This window comes from Phaeobacter sp. HF9A, from assembly GCF_011806385.1.
Taxonomy (GTDB): domain Bacteria; phylum Pseudomonadota; class Alphaproteobacteria; order Rhodobacterales; family Rhodobacteraceae; genus Epibacterium.
The window spans coordinates 1-21,415 of the sequence record NZ_JAATOX010000004.1 but is presented as its reverse complement, the minus strand read 5'-3'; the positions used below and the strand labels follow the sequence as shown (position 1 = coordinate 21,415).

The window sequence follows — 21,415 nt, the reverse complement described above, 5'->3', positions numbered from 1 at the left end:
CCCATGGCCGCGCTGGACTACGCCATTGTCGGATCGGGGATCAATGCGCTGACGGCGGGGGCGTTGCTGGCCAAGGCAGGCAAGCGCGTCACCCTGTTCGAGCGCGAAGATCAGGCCGGGGGGTGCATCCGCACCGAGACTTTGGCCCCCGGCTACATCTACGACCCGCTGGCCACGACATTCGTTCTGTGGGTCACGGGTGGCGCGCATGCTGCGCTGGCCGAGGATCTGGCGCGGCATGGCGTCGAATTTTGTGCAACGGACACGCCCACCGGCGTGCTCTTGCCCGATGGTCGGGCGCAGCTGTTCACGATGAACCGTGCCGCCAACGTCGCGGCGTTCAACGCGGCCTTTGCCGGGGATGGCGCGCAGCTGGGGCGCGACCTTGACGGGTTTGCGGCGGATGCCGGGTTGATGTTTGGCCTGATGGGCGGCGAGCCCTGGAGCGGGAAGACGGCACGTTTGCTTGGCAAGGAAGCCTGGCGGCGCGGCGCGCGCGGTCTGGCCGCGCGGATGGGGCAGGCGTTGCAGCCGATGCGCGGCTGGTTGGAGTCATCATTTAAAAGCGAGCTGAACCGCGCGCTTTGGGCGCCTTGGGGTCTGCATGCCGGTCTGCCACCCGAAGCCGCGTTTTCGGGCCAGATGGGGCAGGTCATCGGCTTTGCGCTGGAGGCGGCTGGCGCGCCGATCATCAAAGGCGGGGCAAGTGGCATCGTGCGTGCGCTGACGGCGATCATCACCGAAAACGGCGGTGCGCTGCGCACCGGCGCCGAGGTTGGCCGCATCAACGTGAAGAACGGGCGCGCCACGGGTGTGACCCTTTTGAGCGGCGAAGAGATTGCGGCGGGTGGCGTTCTGGCCTCTGTCACGCCGCATGCGCTTTTCGATGGGCTGATCGATGCGCCCGAGCGGAAGGACGATTTGCGCAAGTATCGCTACGGGCGTGGGAATTTCCAACTGCACTACGCGCTGAACGAATTGCCAGCCTGGACAACCGAAGGGTTGGACGATGTGCAGCTCTTGCACCTGACGCCGGGTCTGGACGGTGTGTCCAATGCGTCGAACGAGGCGGAGCGCGGCATGCTGCCCGAGGTTCCGACGATCTGCCTGGGCCAGCCCTGTGCCGCCGACCCGAGCCGCGCGCCCGAAGGCTGCGCGACCCTGTGGTTGCAGATGCCCGACGCGCCGCGCGTGGTCAAAGGCGATGCCGCAGGGCACATCGACACGCCCGCGGATGGCTCCTGGACCCCAGAGCTGCGCGAGGCTTTCGCCGACCGGATCGAAGACATTCTGGTCCGCCACATCCCGAACCTGCGACAGGCGACAGTTGCGCGGCGCGCGATATCGCCCGCCGATCTGGAGGCCATGAACGCAAACCTTGTTGGCGGTGACCCCTACGGCGGGGCCTGCACGCTGGACCCGTTCTTTGCCTTTTGGCCCCTTGCCGACAGCACCCGCCACGACACCGGAATCAAGGGCCTTTGGCAGATCGGGGCTTCGACACATCCCGGCCCGGGGTTGTCGGGTGGCTCCGGCTTTCTCGTCGCGCAGGAACTGAGCTGAACCGCCACAGAGGCGTGCACACGAACCACAGGTATATCTCAATGGCCCAACGATCCTTTGCAAGGCAAGCGCACACCGGAAGGGCCGGCGGGGTCGGCACCACTGCCGGTGCGCCCGCATGAGCCGCCCCATTGTCATCGGGGCCGGGATCAATGGCCTTGTGGCTGCCGCCGATCTGGCGATCCGTGGCAAGAGCCCGCTTGTGCTGGAGCGGCTTGATCGGCCGGGCGGCGCCGTGCGCACCGAAGAGCTGACCTTGCCGGGGTTTCGGCACGATGTCGCCGCGATGAACCTTTCGCTGTTTGCGGGATCGGCCTTCATGGCCGCTCATGGTGAAAAGCTGGCCAGGCACGGGTTTGAACTGGTCCCTATTTCCACGCCGTTTGCACAGGTCACGACCCCCGGCACCGCTCTGGAGGTCAGCACGGACCCTGCCGCTCTCATGGCGCAGCTTTCGCCCGCTGACCGTGCCGCATGGCAAGCCTTGGCGCTGGGTTTCGGCACGCGGGCGGAGCTGTTGGGCGGATTGCTCTCTGGTCCCATGAGCCTGCCTGCACTGACACGATGGCTATGGCGGGCATGGCGCAAGCTGGGCACGGAGGGTCTGCTGGAGCTGATCCAGTTGCTGCTTTCCACGCCCCGCAGCTTTTTGGATGCGACCTTTGAAGACCCGACCTTGAAGACGGCACTCGCCAGTTGGGGAATGCATCTGGATTTCTCACCAGATGCGGCGGGCGGCGCGATCTTTCCCTACCTTGAAGGCATGGCGGGCTCGACCATGGGGATGGTGATCGGCAAGGGGGGCGCCGGTCGGCTGACCGATGCGCTTGTTGCGCTGATCCAAGAGCACGGCGGTACTGTCCTTTGCGGACAGGAGGTTACGGCGATCACTCATAGCGCAGGTCGGGTGACCGGGGTGGTTGCCGGGGAAACCCACAAGGCGGACCACGTTTTGGCAACGCTCGCGCCGCGCCACCTCGCGAGGCTGCTGGGCAAGACCGACGACGCGCGCTTTGACGTCGGGTTGCAGACTTTCACCCATGCGCCGGGCACGATGATGATCCATCTGGCGCTGTCGACGCCGATCCCGTGGGCCGAACAGACGCTTGGCGATTTTGCCTATGTACACATTGGCCGGTCGATGGATGACATGGCGCTGGTTCATGCGCAGGCCCGCGCGGGCCTGCTGCCCGAGCGGCCGGTTCTGGTCATTGGCCAGCCCAGCCTGTTTGACACCGGTCGCGCACCGGAGGGCCAGCACATTGCCTGGATACAGGTGCGCATGGTGCCGGGCATGATTTCCGGCGATGCCGCCGGGCAGATCAACGCCACCGATTGGGCCGATGCCGCAGAGCCTTACGCTGATCGCGCCCTTGCGATGATCGCAGACCATGCGCCGGGGCTGCAAGACTGCATCCTTGCCCGCCATGTCGTCAGCCCGCTGGAGCTGGAGGCGGAGAACCCGAACCTGGTCGGCGGTGACCAGATTTGCGGATCACACGCGCTGACGCAGAATTTCCTGTTTCGACCCGTGCGCGGCTATCCCGACGGGCGCACGCCAGTGCGCGGGCTGCGCCTGATCGGGGCGGCCACATGGCCCGGAGCAGGCACGGGGGCCGCCTCCGGCTGGCGGGCGGCACGCGAAATCTGAAACGCAAGCGGCCAAAAGAGCCGCGCGGCAATAGTGCTACGGCGAAAAACGCCGGGCAACAACAGAGAGGTCACTGAACCATGACGCTGAACAGACGAGATTTCATCGGAGCCAGCGGCGCATTCGCCGCGCTGGCAACACTTCCGGGAACACAGGTGCTTGCGCAATCCGCCACCGACCTGACCATTGCCTACAACATTCCCGTTCAAGCCTGGGACCCGACGATCGGACAGGTTGCAGTCAACCCGGTTTTGCAGGCGATCTATCTTGCGGTCTATGACCGCTACATCGCGCAAAACCCCGATCTGAGCTTTGGCCCCGGCTTGCTGACCGACTGGGGGTTTTCGGAGGATCGAAGCACCGTGACCATGACGGTGCGCGAAGGGGTCAAATGGCAGAACGGCGATCCGATGACCCCCGCCGATATCGTCTGGTCGCTGGAACGCGCTGCCAACCCCGAGACGGGCAACCCGATTTCCTTCGTCTGGGAAAAGATCGGCAACTACCGCGTGGATGGCCAGACCATCACCGCCGATGTGCTGTCGTTCGAGCCGGCACTGTTCAAATGGATGGCCTTCCTGACCGGCTTTGTCTTGCCCAAGGATTACTACGAGTCCGTCGGCGCCGACGGGTTCGAGGCGGCGCCGATCGGCACCGGCCCCTATATGGTTGACGCGTTCGAGCGCGGCGCGTTTGTCCGGCTGAAAGCCAACCCGCACTACTGGGGCGAGGCCCCCGGGTTTGAGACCGTGACGATCAAGTTTGTGACCGACGTGACCAGCCGCGTTGCGGAGATTGAAAGCGGCAATGCCGATGTGACCCTGAACATCCCCTACGAGGAATACGACCGGCTGATCGCCAAGCCGGGGCTGACGGGCGTGGCCATTCCGATCACCGATATCGGGATGATTTTCCTGAACGATATCGAGGTCATGACTGATCGCAACGTGCGGCTTGCCGCGCATCATGCCATCGACAAGCAGTTGATCATCGACCGCCTGCTGCGCGGCTATGGCGTGCCGATCTCCACCCTTGAGGCACCGGGCTATGCGGCCTACGATCCCTCGATCACCGTCGCCTACGACCCGGAGCTGTCGGTCAAGCTGCTGGCGGACTCAGGCTATGACACCGACAATCCGGTGCGCTTCAAGATCCAGACCACGCGCGGTTTCAAGCCCAAGGATTACGAAATGGTGCAGGCCATCGTCGGCATGTGGCGCAAGGTGGGCATCGAGGCCGAGATCGAAGTCTACGACATCGCCAAACACTTTGACCTGCGCGCGGCAGATGAGCTGGCGCCGGCGGCGTTCTACAATTGGGGCAATGCGATCGGGGATCCGTCAACATCCACAGGCTACGCGATGTTCGGCCCCTCGCCGCATTCGGTCTGGGACAGCCAGGACGTGATCGACGCCATCGGCCCGCTATTTGGCGAGACCGACGAGGACGCCCGGATCGAAGGCTACAAGGCCGCCTCGCGCCTGATTGCGCAAGAGGGATATGTCATCCCGCTGCTGCAATACGTCATGCCCATCGTGTACCGCGATACGCTGGACCTCACGCCCTATACCTCGGGTGATCTGCTGCCGCAGCAGATCCGTCCCAAGGCGTAATGCCAGGCGCGGCGGTCTTTGCGCCGCCGCAGCAACAGAAGGGACGGTCATGCTGCTTCGATCCATCATCTCACGGCTGATTGCCGTTGCGATCACCCTCTTTGGGGTGGCTGTGGTGGTGTTCACGCTGATCCGCGTGGCACCCGGTAACCCGATTGCCATGATGCTGCCCCCGGGCGCAACGGCGGCCGATATCGCCCGGCTCGAGGCGCTCTACGGGTTCGACAAGAGCCTGCCGGAGCAGTTTGTCATCTGGCTCAAGGCGGTGGCGCAGGGGGACTTCGGCACCTCGATCATCATGCGCCAGCCCGTGGCGGAGCTGGTGCTGGAGCGTTTGCCCGCCACGTTGGAGCTGGCACTGATGGCGCTGCTGCTGGCCGTGGCCCTGGGCGGGCTCGGCGCGGTTGTCGGCGCGCGGTTTCGCGGGCGCAGCCCGGAGCTGGGCGTCGATCTGGGGGTGGGAGTCGGCCTCTCGGTGCCGGATTTCCTCTGGGGGCTGCTGCTGATCCTGCTGTTCGGCGTTCTCTGGCCGGTCCTGCAAATTTCTGGCCGGGTCGATCCCCGGCTTGCGGTGGATCTTTCGACGAATTTCTACATAATCGAGGGGCTTCTGCGCGGCCAATGGCGCCTGGTGCAGGACGTGCTGGCGCATATGCTCATGCCCGCGCTGGCCCTTTCGCTTCCGCTCGCGGCGATGATTGCGCAGGTGCTCAAGCAATCGCTGAAGGCCGAGCTGCATCTGGACTACACCCAGCTGGCCCGGGTGCGCGGCCTGTCCGAAACTCGCGTGATCGTCTCGGAAGCCCTGCGCAATGCCGCCCTGCCGACCCTCACGCTGATCGGGGTGCAGTTCACATTTCTGATCGGCGGCACAGTGATCGTCGAGCGGCTGTTTGCCTACGAGGGCCTTGGCAACATGGCCATCGAGGCGGTGATCAACCGCGATCTGCCGCTGATCCAGGGCATCGTGTTGTTGTTTGCGCTGTTGTTCATCGTCATCAATCTGGCCGTCGATCTGACCTATGGCCTGCTGAATCCGAGGTTGCGACATGGTTGATATCTCTGCCCCTCGCGCCGTTGTCCGGGCGCCGAACCTGCGGCTTTGGGTGCCGCTGTGCTGGCTGACGCTGGTGGGAATTGCGGCTGTTTTTGCGCCATGGATCGCGCCGCATGATCCGCTGGCGCAGGATCTGATGCTGGGGCGCTTGCCGCCGGCATGGATCGCCGGATCGGAGCCAGGCTATTGGCTGGGGACGGATGATCTGGGCCGCGATGTGCTGTCGCGCTTGATCTATGGCGCAAGGATCGCGTTGATCGTGGCAGCGACGGCGGCCCTTTTGGCGGGTCTCGTGGGGTCGGGTCTTGGGCTTTTGGCAGGGTTCTTTGGCGGTTGGTGGGACAAGTGCATCAGCCGCCTGGTCGAGATCTGGATGGCCTTTCCCCCTGTGCTGTTCGCCGTGCTGCTGGTGGCGGTGCTGGGGACCGGGCTCGGGTCGGTTATCGCCGCGATTGCGCTGATCGACTGGACCCGCTTTGTGCGGGTCGTGCGGGCCGAAACACTGGTGCAGGCCCGGATGGATTACATCGACAGCGCAGTGATCGGGGGAGCCAGCAAGCTGAGCGTGTTGCGCCATGAAGTCCTGCCCAATGTCCTGCCCGCCATCATTGCCCTGCTCAGCCTTGAAATGGGTATCGCTGTTATCGTCGAGGCGATCCTGAGCTTTGTGAACCTGTCGCTGTCCTCGGATGCGCCGACATGGGGCGGGATGATCGCAGAGGGGCGGGCGTCGATCTATTTTGCCTGGTGGGTGCTGACCTTCCCGCTGCTAACGCTGTTCCTGACCGTTCTCAGCTTCAGTCAATTGGGCGAAGGGCTGAAGCGCCATTTCGATCCGGTGCAGACATGAGCGCGCCGGTGCTGGAAATCTCGAACCTGTCGGTGCGCTTGCCGAATGATCTCAAGGTACTGAACACCGTTGATCTGCGCGTCGAGCCCGGAGAGGTGCGCGCACTGGTTGGTGAAAGCGGGGCGGGCAAGTCGATGCTTGGCAAGGCGGTTCTGGGCATTCTGCCCGCGGGCCTGCGTCAGACCGGGAGGATCACGGTGCTGGGGCAGGCGCTGGACCAGCTCCCCGCATCCGTCAGGCGGCGAGAAGTGGCGCGCCATGTTTCATTGATCCCGCAGGATCCGCTGACCGCGCTGAACCCGGTGCGCCCGATCGCGGCCCAGATGACAGATGCGATGGTGCGCATTCACGGCTGGCCCAGACGCAAGGCGCTGGCCCGTGCCGCTGATCTTCTGGAACAGGTCCATATCCGCGATGTGGCGCGGGTTCTGAAAAGCTATCCTCATGAGCTGTCGGGCGGGATGCGCCAGCGTGTGCTGATCGCAGCGGCCTTTGCCACCGAGCCAAAGCTGATCGTCGCGGATGAGCCGACGACGGCGCTCGATGCCACCGTGCAGCGCGAAATTCTCAGGATCATTCGGGGATTGCAGCAGGAAACGGGCACCACTGTTTTGTTCGTGACCCACGACATGGGTGTCGTGGCCCAGATCAGCCAGCGGGTCACGGTGTTGTTCGGCGGGCGCGTTGTCGAGCACATCGACACAGAGGCGCTTTTTGCCGGAGCCGGGCAGGGCCATGCCTATTCCCGCGCGCTGATCCGGGCCACGCCGGACTGGACGCGCAGCGATGCGCCGTTTGCGCCGGTGCCGCCCGAGGTGATCGCGGACCTCATGCAGGAGCAAACCCGATGACGGCCTTGATCTCTGTCCGCGATCTTACCGTGTCCTATCCCGATCACGGCGCGCGGCGCCTGTTTGGACCGGTGCCGCGCAAGACCATTCTGCACGGCGTGACGCTGGAGCTGCCAAAGGGGCGAATCACCGGTATTGTCGGCGAAAGCGGATCGGGCAAATCGACGCTGGGGCGCGCGCTGGTTCGGTTGGTGCGGCCCGATGCCGGGCAGATTATCTGGGCGGGTGGCGACAGACCCGTCGATCTGGCCCCGCTGGACGAGGCGCAGCTGAAGCCGCTGCGACAGGACCTGCAAATGATCTTTCAGGATCCGATGTCATCGCTGAACCCACGGCAGAAAATCTGGCAGCTGATCGCCTGGCCTCTGCGCCGCTACGGTCTGGACGCCAGCCGTGCCGCAGCCTGCGCGGCGCTGGAGCGGGTGCACCTTGGGGCCGCATTCGCCGACCGCTTTGCGCACCAGTTGTCCGGCGGTCAGCGGCAGCGCGTCGGGATTGCCCGCGCCATTGCCCTGAACCCTCAGTTCATTCTGGCGGACGAGATTGTCTCGGGGTTGGATGTGTCCTCGCAGGCCACGGTGCTGACCCTGTTGCAGGACCTGGCGCGGGACATGAACCTGACGGTGGCCTTTATCAGCCACGACCTGAGTGTCATCCGCCACCTTTGTGATGACCTGATTGTCCTGAACCACGGTCGGATCGTCGAAAGCGGACCTGTGGCACAGATATTCGATGCGCCCTCGGCCGCCGAAACCCGCAAACTAATCGCCGCGGTTCCCCTGCCGAAACCCGATGCCGAATGGTTGACCTGAGACTACCAAGCGCCGGACATTTGGGATACGAAGCAACCGACGAAAAGAGGGGGCGAAACGTGGCCAAACATGCATCGAAGTCGCCGGTCGCAGAAAGTGGCTTGGACACCCAGCATCTGCGGCTTTGGTTGCAGATGCTCAAGGCGGTGCGCTCGATCGAGGGCCTGCTGCGTGAACGGCTGCGTGAAGAGTTCGGAACAACGCTGCCCAGGTTCGATGTGCTGGCCACACTCTATGGCATGCCCGAAGGGTTGAAGATGAGCCAGCTGTCGCGGCATCTGGTTGTCTCCAACGGCAACGTCACCGGTGTTGTCGAAAAACTGGTGGGCGAGGGGCTGCTGGAGCGCACCAACGTTGAAACAGACCGCCGGGCGTTCCTGGTCCGTATCACTCCCAAGGGGCGCACCTTGATGGACGAGATGACCCAGAAGCACCGCGAGTGGGTGCACGAATACATGGGATGCGTCTCGGAAGCGGACGCCTTCCGTGCCATTTCCATCATGATCGACATTCGCCACCACAATTCCTGATCGGCCCGCGGCAGGTGCTCTGACGGCTTGCATACCGAAGGCGCGCAGCTCTTATTGGTCGAGCGCCTGACGCAGGGTTTCAACCGGCGTGCATCCGAACTTGCGCCGATATTGCTCGGCAAAGCGACCGAGGTGAAAAAAGCCCCACTCCGTTGCGACGTCGGTGACACGCGTCTCCGAAGTCGGATTGCTAAGATCAATCCACGCCCGTTCGAGACGCATGTCGCGCAAAACCTCAAGTGGTGTGCGGTCACGATGCAGCCTGAATGCGGTTTGAAGCGAGCGCAGGCTCGTGCCCACCGCCTCGCATATTTCGGAAACGGTCACTGAGTCGGTCAGATGAGCTTCCATATAGCTTTCGGCCTGCCGCACCAGTCGCGGCGCTGGTCCACGGCCCCGCCCCGCGCGAGTCTCATCCCCATGGAGCGAATTCGGCATATATTCGAGCAGACCTAGGATCAGGGTCTCTTCCAGCTGTCGGGCCAGCATGGTCTCGGTGCCGATCACCACATTGCCCAACTCCGCCTCGCGAATGATATAGAGCAACAGCTCCAGCACGCTGCGCCCCTTGCCGGTACTCAGATCTCCGGTGCCTTTGAAGTGAACGATCCTCTCCTCTGGCAGGCCAAAATGCCGCCGGGCCAGCCGGTTCAGCGTCCTGCTGTCGATCTGCACCAGCAGTTGCGCACAATCGGCTTCCCAGATCATGCTGGTTTCCACATCGGGGTTCAGCACACCGCCACGGCCACTGCCGATGGTATAGGTATCAGCGCCATTGGTGACGGTGGCGAAACCGTTGAGTGGAAACTGGAAAAGGTAGAAGGTGTCCAGCGCCCCCGGCACGATCAGGCTCTTGGCACCGTATTCCATGAAATTGATCGAAAGCGTTGCCCCTGGCAAACGGTTGTGACGGGCAAGAACAGAGCCCTGTCCGATCAGGTCGAGCCGATGATCGCAATAGACCCGCGCGACGCGTTCGCGTGCGTCATCGAGGTCGCGGGTTTCAAACAAAGCGCAGGATGACAGGGGTACGCCGGCACAGTCGACGCCCGGAATGGCCTTGTTTTTAAGGTGGCTCACAGCCCAGCTCATCAGATATTTTTAACTTAAAACACTTTCCTGCGCAATCCGGATTTTGATTGCGCTTGCTGGATAGCGACGGCTGAGGCGCCTCTCTCCTATTGAGTTGGTCAAAACAACTCAGCGGCGGGAGGTCAGAATGCGCGGACTTGACGGAAAAGTGGCAATCATACCCGGAGGCGCGACAAAGATTGGCGTCGCCGTTGTCAAAGCCTTCAGATCGCATGGCGTCCGCGTTCTGATCGCCGACATCAATGCCGACGCGGGACGCAAGCTTGAGGGCGAGGGCGTTGCCTTTGTCGAGGCGAACTTGCGCTCAGACGCCGATGTCGCCCGCATGGTGGAGGAAGCCAAGAAAAGGTTCGGTCGGGTCGATTTTCTGGTGAACGTGGCTGCGACCTATCTCGACAACGGGGCCGAAAGCACCCGCGCCGAATGGTTGGAGGCGCTCGACGTCAACCTGGTCGGCTCGGTCATGTTGATGCAGGCCGCCCGCGAAGAGCTGAAGAAAAACCGCGGCGCGATCGTCAATTTCGGGTCGATCTCGGCGCGGGTCGCGCAGACTGGGCGATGGCTTTACCCGGTGTCCAAGGCCGCGATCCTGCAATTGACCCGCAACCAGGCGATGGATCTGGCCCCCGACGGTATTCGCGTCAATGCGGTGTCGCCCGGCTGGACCTGGTCGAACATCATGGATGAGCTCACCGGCGGTGACCGCGAAAAGACAGACCGCGTCGGCGCCGATTTTCACCTGCTGCCCCGTGTTGGTGACCCCGAGGAAGTTGCGAACACCATCATCTTTCTGTGCTCGGACGAGGCAAGCTTTGTGACCGGCACCGATGTCTGTGTCGATGGCGGCTACACGGCGATGGGCCCGGAACGTGCCGAACCCGCAATCCCGCGTCTGATGGACTGACGGGGCCACCCCCGACACGCACGGCTTTTTCAAGATAAACAGGGAGAAAAAACAATGAGAAAGATCACCATCATCGGTGGCGGCCAGTCCGGCCTGCAACTGGGCATCGGACTGCTTGCCAAGGGATACCGCGTCAAAATGGTTCAGGACCGCACGCCCGAGCAGATCGCGGACGGCAAAGTGCTGTCCTCGCAATGCCAGTTCAATGCAACGCTTGAGCATGAGCGTGCCCTGGGCATCGAATTCTGGGGCGACACCTGCCCCCCCGTCGAGGGCATCTCCTTCTCGGTTCCGCATCCCGAGCAGGCCGGGGCGAAGGCCCTGGAGTGGGCGGCGCGTCTGGACAAGCCGGCCCAATCGGTGGACCAGCGCCTGAAAATGCCGCGCTGGATCGAGGAGTTCACCCGGCTTGGTGGCGAACTGGTGATTGCCACCGCCGATATCGCCTCCATGGAGGCCGACGCCCGCACATCGGATCTGGTTATCGTGGCATCGGGCAAGGGCGAGGTGGGCAAGCTGTTTGAGCGCGATGCCGAACGGTCGCCCTTTGACGCGCCGCAACGCGCGCTGGCGTTGACCTACGTCCATGGCATGACACCGCGCGAGGAATATTCTGCCGTCAGCTTCAACCTGATCCCCGGTGTCGGCGAATATTTCGTCTTTCCTGCGCTCACCAAATCGGGCCCCTGTGAAATCATGGTGTTTGAAGGGGTGCCCGGCGGGCCCATGGATTGCTGGAAAGAGGTCAAGACCCCGTCAGATCACCTCGCGACCTCAAAGGGCCTGCTTGAAAAATTCCTGCCTTGGGAAGCCGCGCGCTGCCAGAACATCGAGCTGACGGATGCGAACGGCATGCTTGCTGGCCGCTTCCCTCCGACAGTGCGCAAACCGATCGGCACGCTTCCGTCGGGGGCAAAGGTGCTGGGGCTCGGTGATGCTGTTTGTCTGAACGATCCGATCACCGGGCAGGGGGCCAACAACGCCGGCAAGGCGGCGGCGGTTTATCTGTCCGCGATCCTCGAGCACGGCGACCGGCCGTTCGACGAGGCTTTCATGCAGGCCACATTCGACCAGTTCTGGGACTACGCCCAATGGGTCGTGCGTTGGACCAACATGATGCTGCTGCCCCCGCCGCCGTTTGTGTTGAACATCATGGGCGCGGCGCAGGTTCTGCCCGGTCTGGCCAAGCGCATCACCAACGGCTTTGACGATCCGCGCGACTTCTTCCCGTGGTTTGCCGACGAAAGCGCCGCCAACGATTACCTCACCTCGCTGGAAGCTGCGTAATGGCCGTCGACATTGCGACATTTCGCCAGACGATGGCCCTGTTTCCCGGGGCCGTCACTCTGATCACCACCGGCAGCGGCGACTTGCGGCGCGGCATCACGGCCACCGCTGTCTGCTCGGTCACCGACAGCCCGCCGACGCTGCTGGTTTGCGTGAACCGCAAAACCGGCACCTGCGCCCAGATTTTGGCCACCGGACGATTCTCGGTGCAGTTGCTGACCGAGGAACAGGCCGATCTGGCGATGGCCTTTGCCGGGGCGGGCGGCCTGACTGGGCTGGCCAAGTTCGACGACGCGAGTTGGGGCGAAGGCCCGACCGGCCTGCCGCAACATCTGGACGCGCTTGCCTCGATTTCATGCAAGGTTGCAAGTTCGACGGAGAACGGCAGCCATCAGGTCTTTTTCGGACAGATCGAACATGTCACCGCAAAGGAGGGCGAGGCGTTGATTTACGCCAAATCCCGGTTTCACCGGCTTGCGGCCGTCGTCTGAGACGGACGGCCCGATCGCGGCCCCCGGTCTCGGTTCCGCCGCGCAGCTCTTGCCCGGCGGAAATGGGGCTGATGCATGAATTGATCGGTTTGGCGGTCCCCTAGTTTTGGGGACGGCCCTGCCGGGTGAGTCACCCTTCATGCGGTGCGGTGGCACCTGCGTTGCCCGTTGTCCTAACAGGAGGTTGTGGATTTTCTGGCCGGGTGGGCGATCATGCCCGCGACCCCAGGATCGCGGGCAACAAGGTGCCTTTGCGCTTACAATTGTGCTCTTACAGCAGCATCAATGTGAGGGCCGGAAACATCACAAGCAAGGCGAGCCTGATCAGATCCGCGCCCCAGAACGGCATTACGCCCTTGAAGATCGTGCCGAGCGGAATATCCGGCGCGATGGATTTGATCGCAAAGACGTTGATGCCGAGGGGCGGTGTGATCATACCTGTTTCCACCACAATCACCAGGACGATGCCGAACCAGACCGGATCATAACCCAGCCCGGTGATGATCGGAAAAATCACCGGAACAGTCAGCAAAACCATACCGATGCTGTCGAGGAAACACCCCAGGATCAGATAGGTCAGCAGGATGATCAGCAACACCAGGGTTGGCGAGGCGTCCAGAGACAGGATGTAATCGGCAATCGCGATGTTGGCGCGGGTCAGAACGAAGAAGTTGATCAGCAGGAAGGCGCCGAAAATGATCAGGGCGATCATGCCGGTTGTCCGGATGGTCGAATAGACCGCCTCGACCATCTCCGACAGGGTGATTGATCGCCGCAACAGGCCGATGGCCAGCGCAAAGATCACCCCAAAGCCCGCCGCCTCGGTCGGCGTGAAGATCCCGAGATAGAGTCCGCCGATGATCAGCGCAAAAAGGATGAACATGCTGGAAATCTGGGGCAGGGCGGCCAGCTTTTCTCGCAGGTTCGTTGGCTGACCATTGCCCGCAGAACCGGGCCAGAGCCGAACGATCACGGCAATCGTCGCGGCATAGATCACGATCTGCATCAGCCCGGGTATGACCGCCGCAACAAAGAGATCGGTGATCGAGGTTTCGGTGAGCACGCCATAGATCACCAGGATGATCGACGGCGGGATCAAGACGCCGATGGTGCCGCCCGCAGCAACGCAGCCAGTGGCGAGCGCGTCGCTGTAATTGTTGCGCTTCATCTCCGGCAGCGAGACCCGCCCCAGCGCCGTTGCGGTGGCAAGCGATGACCCTGAAACAGCGGCAAAGCAGCCACATGCCAGGATCGTGGCCATGGCCAGCGCGCCCCGCACACCGCCAAACAGCCGGGCGCAGCCCTGGTAGAGATCGGCCGACATGCCCGCCTTTGTCGCCAGGTTGCCCATCAGAATGAACAGCGGGATGATGCAGAGTTCGTAGTTGAATCCCACCTCCATGGCGACCTCGCCAACCATGAAAAAGGCGGTGCCCGATCCGTAGAGGATCATGATCCCGGAGAAGGCCGAGAGCGCCATGGCCGCGCCGATAGGCACGCTGAGCAGCATCATCGACAACAGCAGCCCGATAACCAGGGCCGTAACTTCCAGCTCGCTCATGGCAGGTAATCTCCGTCTTGCCGGCCATTGCCCACACCGCGGACGAGAACCAGAACGGCAACGATGCAGGCGACCAGCAAGGTCAGCAGCGCAAGCGCGGCCATCATGTAAAGGGGCAGATCCAGAATGGGTGTCAGATCGCCAGACTCATAGAGCGACAGGGTGCGCTCGAATACGCCCCAGGTCGCGCCCAGCACCAGCAGCAGCACTGCCAGATCGCTCAGCATCTCCAGCAGTTGCCTCGCGCGCCCGCGCGACTTCACCAACAGGAAATCAAGGCGAATATGCTCGCGGTGCCGGGTTGCCTCGGCCAGGGCGCCGAACATGACGATGGCCATGAAGCCCTCGATCAGTTCAACGGTCCCGGGCAGCGGCGCGGAAAAGACGTATCTGCCGGTCACATCGACGAAGACCAGGCAGGCCAGCCCCGCCATGACCACCGCCGCAAAGGCGACGGTGATCTGGCGGAACCGTTCAATGAGCTTGAACAGGGCTGTCATTGTCAATGTCCCGACGCCGGGAACTCGCTCAGGATCGCTTCGGCATCGACGCCCTTCGCGGTGGCGATGTCCTTCCAGGCCTGGAAAACATCGGCAGAGCGTGCCTTCAGCTCTTCCATCATGGCCGCATCCGCCGTGGCGACATCATGGCCCGGGTCATCGACCAGCGCCTGGCGGGTCACTGCGGCGGCTTCGTCCCAGTGGCGGCCGATGTTGGCCGCGAGGTCAGGACCGGAATTGGCGTCGATCACAGCTTTCAGATCGTCGGGCAAGGAGTCATAGAAGCGCTTGTTCATCGCAAAGAAGAAGGTGATCGTATAAAGCCCGTTCGGCACTTCGAGGTGATAAGGCAGGATCTCTTCCAGCCGGTAGGATTGAATGGCATCAAAAGGAAACAGAATCCCGTCGGCCACGCCCCGCGCCAGCGCCTCATGCGCCTTGCTCGCAGGCATCACCACGGCCGTGGCGCCCAGAGCCTCGGCCCATTCCACGCCCGATCCAAGCGTGCGGATCTTCTGGCCCTTGAGGTCGTCGAGCGTGCCGATCTTGACCTTGGTATGCAGGGCGCCCGGCGCATGGACATGCAGCGCCAGGAGCTTGGTATCGGTGAATTCCTGATCCGCGAAGTGCTCTTGCCAGATTTCGGTGATCTTGCGGCTGCCCTCCTCGCCGTTGGGCGACAGGAACGGCAGTTCAACAACCTGGCTCAGCTCGAAGCGCCCCGGCGTCCAGGCGAGCACACCCCAACCTGCCTGCACCACGCCCTGACGGATCAGGTCATATTGCCCTGCGGGCTTGCCGATGATCGCCTTGTCAATGGACACGTCGATCCGACCGTTCGACTCCTCTTCGATCGTCGCGGCCCATTCCTCAAGCGCCTTGACCACCGCATGGTGGGGGTTCGGGTTCCAGTTGCCGACCCGGATGGTATACTCGGCGGCATGGCTCAAACCGGCAGCCAGACCGCATATGGCAAATGCCGCCGCACCTGCGAACGTGTTCATTTTCATGGTTTCTCCTCCCTATGAACAATGAAATTATGTGATTTTGTGGCAGGTCCCCCCGCGCCTAGAGCGTCTTCAGGAAGTCCTCTGATCGGGTCACCGTGCCAAACAGCGGCAGGATCTTTTCGCATTCGATCCGATGCAGCTCCATGTCGGGCGAAGCGCAGCAATCCTCCAGCACCGTCACAAAAAGCCCGGAATCGTCGCCGTGGCGCGCGGTGCTGTCGACCACCATATGGGTGTAGACCCCGGCCAGAACGATGCGCTCGACCTTGTTGGCCGTCAGCCAGTTGAGCAGGTTGGTGTTGTGAAACGGGTTAACCGCCCGTTTGGTCACCACCAGATCGCCCTCCTGCGGTGCCAGCTCCTCGGGGAACTCGGTGCCGAACTCGCCGATCACCAGCGCGCCTGTCTCCTTCAGATGCGCCAGCCGGGATTGTTTGCTGATTGCATCGACATATCCCTTTTCAAACCCCACATTCACAAAGATGACAGGCAGGTTCTTGTCCCGAAACGCCTGCGCGACCCCGGCTGTTTTTTGCACCAGGTTCAGCTCTGCCGCCGTCTCGGCAAAGCCGTTTCGCCCGACCTTGCCCTGCGGATGGATCAGCTCGTTTTGCATATCCAGGATGATCAGTGCGGATTTCATATGTCCCCCCCTGCGCGAAGACCTGCGGCAGAATTGGCCGGCCAGACCGCGCTTTCAGATGTGCGATCAATCGCACATTGTTGCGTATTGTGTGTGTGGTGATGCCAGAATAGATGGTGTCAATTCATTGAGGCAGCACCGATAAGTTAGTCATGAGATAACGTTTGGTCGATTTCGGCGGTCGAAAAGGCCCGCAGCACCACCCCCAGCGGGTCAGTTTGCGGGTGTCAGCCCGTGCGCCAGCAGACTCTGCCGCGCGGAGGCAGAACGGATGTGGTCAACGAGGGTCTTGGCCGCCACGGCGTCGCTACCCGGGCGCCGCGCGACCGCAATCCAGGTGTCATTGCGGGCGATGTCGGCCAGATCGTCGATCACCGTGAGCCCCTCCACCTCCAGAAGCTCTGCCTTCTGCTGAAAGCCAAGCGCAACCTGCCCCTCGGCCACGGCACGCCCGACCGGGCGGTCGGTGATCGTATGCAGCTTTGCCGAAACAGCCTCTGCCAGCCCCAGGGCGGGCAAAAGCACGTCCCGGAAGAACTTGCCGCTTCCGGCCGCCGACAGGCCAATCGTGGCGGCGGCGCGCAGGGCCTTGCTCAATTCCGCCTCGGTGGACAGGTCCGGGCATGCGGCCCCTTCCGGCACGCAGAATGCCACGGTCGAGGCAAAGACCCGCGCGGGCGCGCCAACAAGGCGCCCGACCGACAGTTCCGCCTGCACCAGCGCTTCGGGCAGGAGGACAAGATCGAATTGTTCCCCAGCCTGCAATCGGCTGGTGATGCTCTCTGGCGTGGCCCCCGTGGCCGGGCCGTAGATGAATGTGACCCCTTCCATCTCCGGGGCCAATGCGTTCAGTGCCGACGCAAATGCCGCCGGCGCCAGAACACTCGTGGCTGGCTGGCTCAAAGCATGGCCTCAAGCATGGTCACCACGGCGTCGGGATCGTCGATCATCGGATCGTGCCCGCAGTTCTCCATGACAATGGTGTCCCAGCTGTCATCCGCCTCGCAGCGTTCCAGCGCCGCGTCGAAGCGGGGTTGCGGAAACAGCGGCGCCCGCACATAGAGCTTCCTGGCAACCCGGTCCCGCGCCCCGGTCAGCTCCAGCGCTTGCAGGGATACGCCAATCGGTTGCTGGGTGATCTTCGAGTCGACCCATGCCGCGTCTTCTTCGGACTGGATACGCAGCGCCTTGGAATTCGGCCCCGGACGCGACACCTCACCCTTGGCCTGAGCCTCTTCAAAGGCGGCGGTCTGTTGCTCGTTCAGGAAATCCATGCCGCGCTGACCATCGTCCGGCAGGAAGGCATCAAGGTAGACGAGACCCGAAACCCGGTCTTCAAGTTGCTCCATCGCGCCGGTCACAACCCAGCCCGCATAGGAATGCCCGACCAGCACTGCATCGGTCAGGTCTTCCCATTTGAAGACATTCACCACGTCGTCGATATGGGTTTGCAGGGTGATATCGCCGCTCATCAGATGCGAGCGTTCGCCAAGCCCGGTCAGAGTCGGGGTAAAGACGCGGTGACCTTTGGCGTGCAACTGATCCCTGACCTTGCGCCACATCCAGCCACCATGTCCGGCCCCGTGGACAAGTACAAAGGCGCGACCTTCCTTATCGGATTGCATATCGTTTCTCCCTATATCTTTCCCGGCGATCCGCGGACCACCTTTTGCAGCACATGAGGCAGTCTTGACGTGCATACATAATGCAACAATGACGCCTCAGAAGAGTCCTGAAAATTATGGAACAAAGGTCATTATCAGGCAATGAATCTTGCTAAATTCAGGCCGCACGATCTGTTTGCCCTGCCATAACCTGAAGTGCACTTCACTAATGACAGGCTTTCATCAGGCTAATGTATGCAATCAATAAACAAATAACTTCATACAAAAACAGGGAGAAGCTCAATGAGCCTTCAGTTCTTGCTGCGCGGTGTGTCCTTTGCCGCAAGTCTCATCCTCGTCACGGGCGCTGCAAGCGCCGAAGACGCCGCGACCTGGCCGAGCAAGGCCATCGAAATCGTCATCCCGAACGGCCCGGGCGGCCCGACCGACATCCTGGCGCGCAGCCTTGCGCGCGCGGCAGAGCCGGTCTTTGGCCAGGAGGTGGTAGTGATCAACAAGCCAGGCGGAGGCAGCGCCACCCAGATGACCATCGTCAAGGCGGCAAAGCCCGACGGCTACACGCTGGGCGTCAACACGTTGACCCAGTTCACCGCCATGAAGACCAACCTCGAAGGCCTCTTCACCATCGAGGATTTCGACTGGATCGCCATGCTGCAACAGGACAGCTATATGCTGTTCGTGTCGGCAGACAGCCCCTATCAGACCTTTGACGACTTTGTCGCCGACGTGAAGGCGTCTGGCGAGGTGCCAAATGTCGGTGGCTTTGGCTCCATCGGGTCGGTTTCGAACGTGGCGTCGGAACTGGCCACCAATGCGGCCGGGATCGACATCAACTGGGTCAGCTACAACAAGACGGCGGACACGATCACCAATGTGCTGGGCGGGCATGTGGATGTCGGATCCGCCAACGCAGGGTCCCTGCGTGAATTTGTCGAGGCGGGCCGGGTCCGTGTGCTCGGTGTGCTGGCGGACCAGCGCAACCCCTCCTTGCCCGACGCGCCCACCTATTCCGAGATGGGCTATGACGTTGATACCGATTGGCAGCAGATCCGCGGCCTCGTCGCCCCAGCGGGTGTCCCGGACGAAATCAAGCAGAAACTGGCCGCGGGCCTGCAAGAGGCCGTGAACTCGCCAGAGTTTAAGCAGTACGAGGCGATGGCAGGCGTCGCGCCGCGCTTCCTTGGGCCGGACGAGTATGAAGCCTTCGCCAGGAAACTGGATGCCCTCGCCGTGAAGGGGCTCAAGGCGGCCGGGATCAAGTAACCGCGCCCGATGTCTTTCCGGCCGGGGTGGGCGATGCCCATCCCGGCCCCTGTGCGCTCCTGTGCACGCTTTTTCCTGCGGCCCAGGGCCTGCGCATATCAGTCGCAGCGCGCGCTCATGCCGCCATCGACCACGATTTCTGTGCCGGTCACGAACCGTGCCTCGTCCGAGCAGAGGAAAAGCGCGGCATTCGCAGTGTCGCGGCCATCGCCCATCCAGCCCAGCGGAATCCGCCGGACGCGCGATTGCAGCAATGCGTCCACATCGCCCCCAGTGCGCTGGCCTGCCAGCCGGGTCTCGACCATCGGCGTGTGGAGCTGACCGGGGACCACGGTATTGACCCGGACCCCCTTGGGCGCGAATTCCACCGCTGTCACCTTGGAGAAATGGATGATCGCGGCCTTGGCCGAGGCATAGGCGATCTGCGGCGAGCCGGTGAAGCGGGTGCCCGAGGTCGACGAGGTGTTGACGATTGCCCCGGCACCCTTCTCTGCCATATGCGGCAGTACCGCGCGGCAGGTCAGGTAGACGCTCTTGAGATTGAACGCCATCTGCCGGTCCCAGCCTGCTTCGTCCAGATCGGTCGGGCCGCCCTTCGCGGACCCGCCAACGTTGTTGACGAGGATGTCGACGGTGCCAAACCTGTCGATACAGGCGGCAACCATCGCCTCGACCGCCGCGCTGTCGGTCACGTCGCAGAGGTAGGGTTCGATCTCACCCCCGACGGCACGCACCCGCTCAAGCGTTTCTTCCATCGTGTCGGCGCGCAGATCGACGGCAAAGATCTTGGCGCCTTCTTCCGCGAAGCGCACACAGGTGGCGCGGCCATTGCCCCAGCCCGGCCCGACACAGCCGGCCCCGGTCACGATTGCGATTTTGCCTTCCAAACGTCCGGTCATGTCAGCTCTCCTCGAAGCGATAAAGGTTTGTCGGGTTATCGACCATCAGCGCCTGAAGCGCGCGCGCATCGGGCGCGATCTGCGGAAGCAGGTCGAACAGGTCTCCGTCGTCCGGTGGGTCGGTTCGGAAATTCGGGTGCGGCCAGTCCGTGCCCCAGACCACGCGGTCGCCAAAGCGTGCGACGATGGTGCGCGCAAATTCTACCGCATCCGCATAGGGCGGCGCCTGGCGTGAGGCGCGTTCGCAGCCCGACACCTTGCACCACAGGTTTTCATGATCGAGCAGGCGCAGCAACGCCTGGAACGACGGCTGGTTGACCCCAAGCGAGGCATCCACGCGACCGAAGTGATCAACGACCACAGTCACGCGCAGATCGGCCAGCAGCGGCGACAGCTCCTCGATCAGGTCAGACCCCATATGCACCTGAAGATGCATGCCCCTGTCGGCAAGACGTGGTGCGAGGGCGCGAAGCTCGTCGGGGCTGGCGCCCGGCGCGAGATGCGCCATGTAGTTGAACCGCATGCCACGAAAGCCTTGCCCCGCCAGCATGTCCAATGTCGCGTCGCTGGCATCCGCAGGCGCCAGCGCAATGCCCAGATAGCGCCCCGGGCGGGCCTGCATGGCATCGACGACCACTGTGTTGTCATTCCCATGCACTGCGGATTGCACGATCACGCAGCGGTCGATCCCCATCTGGTCGTGCAGCGCGAACAGCGCTTCTTTTGGCGCGTCGGCGGGCTTGTAGCTGTTGACCTCGGAATAGGGAAACCGATCGCGGGGGCCGAAGACGTGGCAATGGCAATCCGTCGCGCCTTTTGGCAGTTGTGCGAGGGTCGTTCGCGGGTCTCGTTTCCAGGTCAGGGGACGTTCAGTCATCGGCAAGCTCCGGCGCCGGGTTGTCCCCCATCGGGGGCACTTTGAAGATGTTGATGGTCAGCGAAATCAGCGTGTAATAGCCAAGCATGCCCACCAGATCGACGAGCGCCTGCTCGCCCAGAACCTCGGTCGCGCGCGCATAGAGCGCGTCATCGACGTTGCGTGTTTCATGCGCGGCCCGCGAGACGTCATAGACCACGGCCTTCGCCGGATCATCGAAGTCGGGGCGACGGTTTTGCCGGATTTCCTCGATGATCTTGGGGGAAAGGCCGGCCTTCAGCGCGTGCCCCTTGTGGATCTGCCATTCGTATTCCGAGCCGAACACCCGACCCGTCA

General features: G+C 62.8%; 22 protein-coding genes. 12 read left to right on the top strand and 10 right to left on the bottom strand.

Going from position 1 to position 21,415, the window contains the following annotated elements; all coding sequences use genetic code 11:
- Positions 1 to 3: 3 nt before the first annotated feature.
- The 8 genes from HCZ87_RS01045 (at position 4) to HCZ87_RS01010 (ending at position 8,927) form a co-directional block, all read left to right on the top strand.
- The gene (locus HCZ87_RS01045) at positions 4 to 1,563 is read left to right on the top strand and encodes an NAD(P)/FAD-dependent oxidoreductase (protein WP_167641911.1); all 1,560 of its coding nucleotides are present in this window, start codon (positions 4 to 6) and stop codon (positions 1,561 to 1,563) included.
- A 118-nt stretch (positions 1,564 to 1,681) separates the two neighbouring features.
- Entirely contained in the window at positions 1,682 to 3,214 is a 1,533-nt protein-coding gene (locus HCZ87_RS01040) for an NAD(P)/FAD-dependent oxidoreductase (RefSeq protein WP_167641910.1), read from the top strand.
- Positions 3,215 to 3,294: 80 nt separating this feature from the next.
- Positions 3,295 to 4,827, top strand: coding sequence for an ABC transporter substrate-binding protein (locus HCZ87_RS01035; RefSeq protein WP_167641909.1), 1,533 nt, complete (start codon positions 3,295 to 3,297; stop codon positions 4,825 to 4,827).
- A 49-nt stretch (positions 4,828 to 4,876) separates the two neighbouring features.
- Positions 4,877 to 5,884 carry an ABC transporter permease gene (locus tag HCZ87_RS01030; RefSeq protein ID WP_167641908.1) on the top strand — a complete coding sequence of 336 codons (1,008 nt, stop codon included), beginning with the start codon at positions 4,877 to 4,879 and terminating at the stop codon, positions 5,882 to 5,884.
- On the top strand, positions 5,877 to 6,734 hold the full coding sequence (locus HCZ87_RS01025; protein ID WP_167641907.1) for an ABC transporter permease: 858 nt from the start codon (positions 5,877 to 5,879) through the stop codon (positions 6,732 to 6,734). Before HCZ87_RS01030 ends, HCZ87_RS01025 begins: the two co-directional genes overlap by 8 nt.
- Positions 6,731 to 7,585, top strand: a complete 855-nt coding sequence (locus HCZ87_RS01020) for an ABC transporter ATP-binding protein (RefSeq protein ID WP_167641906.1) — start codon at positions 6,731 to 6,733, stop codon at positions 7,583 to 7,585. Before HCZ87_RS01025 ends, HCZ87_RS01020 begins: the two co-directional genes overlap by 4 nt.
- The gene (locus tag HCZ87_RS01015) at positions 7,582 to 8,397 is read left to right on the top strand and encodes an ABC transporter ATP-binding protein (RefSeq protein WP_167641905.1); all 816 of its coding nucleotides are present in this window, start codon (positions 7,582 to 7,584) and stop codon (positions 8,395 to 8,397) included. Before HCZ87_RS01020 ends, HCZ87_RS01015 begins: the two co-directional genes overlap by 4 nt.
- Before the next feature lie 59 nt (positions 8,398 to 8,456).
- Positions 8,457 to 8,927 (top strand): MarR family winged helix-turn-helix transcriptional regulator, encoded by a 471-nt coding sequence (locus HCZ87_RS01010; RefSeq protein WP_368484064.1) that lies wholly within the window; start codon positions 8,457 to 8,459, stop codon positions 8,925 to 8,927.
- 51 nt (positions 8,928 to 8,978) lie between these two features.
- Here the strand turns inward: HCZ87_RS01010 and HCZ87_RS01005 are convergent, their stop codons facing one another.
- Positions 8,979 to 10,007, bottom strand: a complete 1,029-nt coding sequence (locus tag HCZ87_RS01005) for an AraC family transcriptional regulator (protein WP_167641903.1) — start codon at positions 10,005 to 10,007, stop codon at positions 8,979 to 8,981.
- Positions 10,008 to 10,146: 139 nt separating this feature from the next.
- Between HCZ87_RS01005 and HCZ87_RS01000 the strand changes: the two genes are divergently transcribed.
- The 3 genes from HCZ87_RS01000 to HCZ87_RS00990 are packed head-to-tail and all read left to right on the top strand — an operon-like array spanning position 10,147 to position 12,701.
- A complete protein-coding gene (locus tag HCZ87_RS01000; protein ID WP_167641902.1) occupies positions 10,147 to 10,923 on the top strand; it encodes an SDR family oxidoreductase in 777 nt (258 codons plus the stop codon).
- A gap of 54 nt (positions 10,924 to 10,977) precedes the next feature.
- Entirely contained in the window at positions 10,978 to 12,210 is a 1,233-nt protein-coding gene (locus HCZ87_RS00995) for a styrene monooxygenase/indole monooxygenase family protein (protein WP_167641901.1), read from the top strand.
- The gene (locus HCZ87_RS00990) at positions 12,210 to 12,701 is read left to right on the top strand and encodes a flavin reductase family protein (RefSeq protein WP_167641900.1); all 492 of its coding nucleotides are present in this window, start codon (positions 12,210 to 12,212) and stop codon (positions 12,699 to 12,701) included. The genes HCZ87_RS00995 and HCZ87_RS00990 overlap by 1 nt, the downstream gene beginning before the upstream one ends.
- 271 nt (positions 12,702 to 12,972) lie before the next feature.
- Here HCZ87_RS00990 and HCZ87_RS00985 read toward each other — a convergent pair whose 3' ends face one another.
- The 6 genes from HCZ87_RS00985 to HCZ87_RS00960 all read right to left on the bottom strand — a co-directional run bounded on the left by HCZ87_RS00985 (position 12,973) and on the right by HCZ87_RS00960 (position 18,040).
- The gene (locus HCZ87_RS00985) at positions 12,973 to 14,262 is read right to left on the bottom strand and encodes a TRAP transporter large permease (protein ID WP_167641899.1); all 1,290 of its coding nucleotides are present in this window, start codon (positions 14,260 to 14,262) and stop codon (positions 12,973 to 12,975) included.
- Positions 14,259 to 14,762: a TRAP transporter small permease gene (locus HCZ87_RS00980; RefSeq protein ID WP_167641898.1), complete on the bottom strand. Its 504-nt coding sequence runs from the start codon at positions 14,760 to 14,762 to the stop codon at positions 14,259 to 14,261. Before HCZ87_RS00980 ends, HCZ87_RS00985 begins: the two co-directional genes overlap by 4 nt.
- Positions 14,763 to 14,764: 2 nt before the next feature.
- Positions 14,765 to 15,772 (bottom strand): TRAP transporter substrate-binding protein, encoded by a 1,008-nt coding sequence (locus HCZ87_RS00975; protein ID WP_167641897.1) that lies wholly within the window; start codon positions 15,770 to 15,772, stop codon positions 14,765 to 14,767.
- Between the two features lie 58 nt (positions 15,773 to 15,830).
- Complete coding sequence (locus tag HCZ87_RS00970; RefSeq protein ID WP_167641896.1) at positions 15,831 to 16,415, bottom strand: cysteine hydrolase family protein; 585 nt, start codon at positions 16,413 to 16,415, stop codon at positions 15,831 to 15,833.
- A gap of 213 nt (positions 16,416 to 16,628) precedes the next feature.
- Positions 16,629 to 17,318 carry a substrate-binding domain-containing protein gene (locus HCZ87_RS00965; protein ID WP_167641895.1) on the bottom strand — a complete coding sequence of 230 codons (690 nt, stop codon included), beginning with the start codon at positions 17,316 to 17,318 and terminating at the stop codon, positions 16,629 to 16,631.
- Complete coding sequence (locus HCZ87_RS00960) at positions 17,315 to 18,040, bottom strand: alpha/beta fold hydrolase (protein ID WP_167641894.1); 726 nt, start codon at positions 18,038 to 18,040, stop codon at positions 17,315 to 17,317. The genes HCZ87_RS00965 and HCZ87_RS00960 overlap by 4 nt, the downstream gene beginning before the upstream one ends.
- Before the next feature lie 282 nt (positions 18,041 to 18,322).
- On the opposite strand from HCZ87_RS00960, the gene HCZ87_RS00955 reads away from it, so the two are divergent.
- Positions 18,323 to 19,303 (top strand): tripartite tricarboxylate transporter substrate binding protein, encoded by a 981-nt coding sequence (locus HCZ87_RS00955; RefSeq protein ID WP_167641893.1) that lies wholly within the window; start codon positions 18,323 to 18,325, stop codon positions 19,301 to 19,303.
- Positions 19,304 to 19,401: 98 nt separating this feature from the next.
- Here HCZ87_RS00955 and HCZ87_RS00950 read toward each other — a convergent pair whose 3' ends face one another.
- The 3 genes from HCZ87_RS00950 to HCZ87_RS00940 all read right to left on the bottom strand — a co-directional run.
- Positions 19,402 to 20,202: an SDR family NAD(P)-dependent oxidoreductase gene (locus HCZ87_RS00950; RefSeq protein ID WP_167641892.1), complete on the bottom strand. Its 801-nt coding sequence runs from the start codon at positions 20,200 to 20,202 to the stop codon at positions 19,402 to 19,404.
- A gap of 1 nt (position 20,203) precedes the next feature.
- The gene (locus tag HCZ87_RS00945; RefSeq protein WP_167641891.1) at positions 20,204 to 21,079 is read right to left on the bottom strand and encodes an amidohydrolase; all 876 of its coding nucleotides are present in this window, start codon (positions 21,077 to 21,079) and stop codon (positions 20,204 to 20,206) included.
- On the bottom strand, positions 21,072 to 21,415 hold a 344-nt coding region (locus HCZ87_RS00940), incomplete at its 5' end, for a carboxymuconolactone decarboxylase family protein (RefSeq protein WP_368484063.1). The genes HCZ87_RS00940 and HCZ87_RS00945, both read right to left, overlap by 8 nt.